Below are 1543 nucleotides of genomic sequence, written 5' to 3' on the forward strand. Positions count from 1 at the left end.
CCCTGGACGTTATCGCCGCGCTTTTGCGCCACAAAGAGGCTGACTGGGAAATGCTGCCTGCCGAGCCGCAGGAAGGCATACGCCGCATGGGGCTGGCCCTGGCCCGCAAAAAACCCTGAAACGGCGCGTAAAAGTCTTTCCACGGGGTGCGCCGCTCTTGCGCCACCGGACCGAAAAACAGGCAGCCAGGCGGGCCGAAACGAAAAACATTGCTGCCGAATTTTCCGGCAATATCTCAAAACAGCAGGGGCCGCCCGGCGCACGATACTGGCGCGGGCGGCCCCTGCGGCATCAACCTAGAGCAGATTAACTTTGAGAATATACATTCTCAAAGTTTAAGCCACGCTCACTTCGGCGTTTAACCGCGCAGATAAACTGCGCTTACGCCTCGTAGCGAGGCGTCTGCTCACGCAGCCGCCAGAGCAATTTCAAAGTGAAATTGCTCTAGAGCAGATTAACTTTGAGAATATACACTCTCAAAGTTTAAGCCACGCTCGCTTCGATGCTTAACCGCGCAGATAAACTGCGCTTACGCCTTCACTGCGGGCGCCTGCTCCGCAGCCCCAAGCATTTCACGATGGCATGCCCCAGGCGGCAAGCTGTCCGCGTCAGGGCAGGTCGCGGCTTTCCAAGTTGCCGGCAGTTCCCGACGATCCGCCCGAAGCCGCCGGAGAGGTATTCATCCCGCCCGAACTGCCCGAAGCACTGCCCGAAGCGTTGTCAGGCACAAAGCCGCCGTCGGCCGGTCCCATTCCTTCATGCCGCTCGGATACGCCCGCGCCAAGCTGACCGGCCTTTTGCGGCAGCATCAGGTAGCTCGTTACCGAGGTTACCCCCGGCACAGCCCGCGCCGCCTGTATGGCAAGCTGCTTTTCGGCGTCATCTTTCACAACGCCCAGCAGCACCACCCTGCCCGCATTCACTTCCGTATCTATACGGGTGGAAGAAAGCCCCTTGGTTCCGATAAGGTCTTTGCGCAGTTTTGTCGCCAGCACAATATTGCTGGTATCGCTCTTGCCCGGGGTAAACCAGTGCGGGGTGACCGAAAGCGGATTATACCGGCGGGCAATGGTCAGGGCCTTGCCCTGCATGTCCGGCGGAACCTCGCCCACCAGAAAAACATGCCTGTAAAAGCTGTATACCGCCACGGACCAGCCGCCGGTAAAACTCTCGTTCATGAGAGCCGTCTTGATCTTGGTCGCCATTCCCTTGTCGTCGGAAATGGTATCCATAAGGCGCTGATCGTCGTACAGGCCGTAACCGCCATAAGCGCAGCCGTTAAGACCGGCCAGCATAAACAAAAGCAAAATAAGCGCCAGGCGTTGCATGGTTTCTCCTTGGCTGTTTACTGCTTTTCGCGCCGGATGCGTGCGCCCACGGCGTTAAGCTTGTGCTCGATATGCTCATAGCCCCTGTCCAGATGGTAAATGCGCCGCACCTCTGTGACGCCGTGGGCAGCAAGGCCCGCCAGAACCAGTGAGGCGCTGGCGCGCAGGTCTGAGGCCATAACAGGCGCGCCCGTAAGTTTCTGCACGCCGCGCAC

Annotated in this window: 1 protein-coding gene and 1 pseudogene; both read right to left on the reverse strand. The window is 59.0% G+C overall.

Translation table 11 applies throughout. From position 1 onward, the window contains the following. Positions 1-608: 608 nt before the first annotated feature. The gene (locus V6C07_RS05545; RefSeq protein ID WP_333535365.1) at positions 609-1328 is read right to left on the reverse strand and encodes a BON domain-containing protein; all 720 of its coding nucleotides are present in this window, start codon (positions 1326-1328) and stop codon (positions 609-611) included. Positions 1329-1345: 17 nt separating this feature from the next. Next, positions 1346-1543 (reverse strand): annotated as a pseudogene (locus V6C07_RS05550) (UDP-N-acetylglucosamine 1-carboxyvinyltransferase); the annotation flags it as partial.

Source organism: Desulfovibrio sp. 1214_IL3152 (assembly GCF_036763055.1).
Lineage (GTDB): Bacteria > Desulfobacterota > Desulfovibrionia > Desulfovibrionales > Desulfovibrionaceae > Desulfovibrio.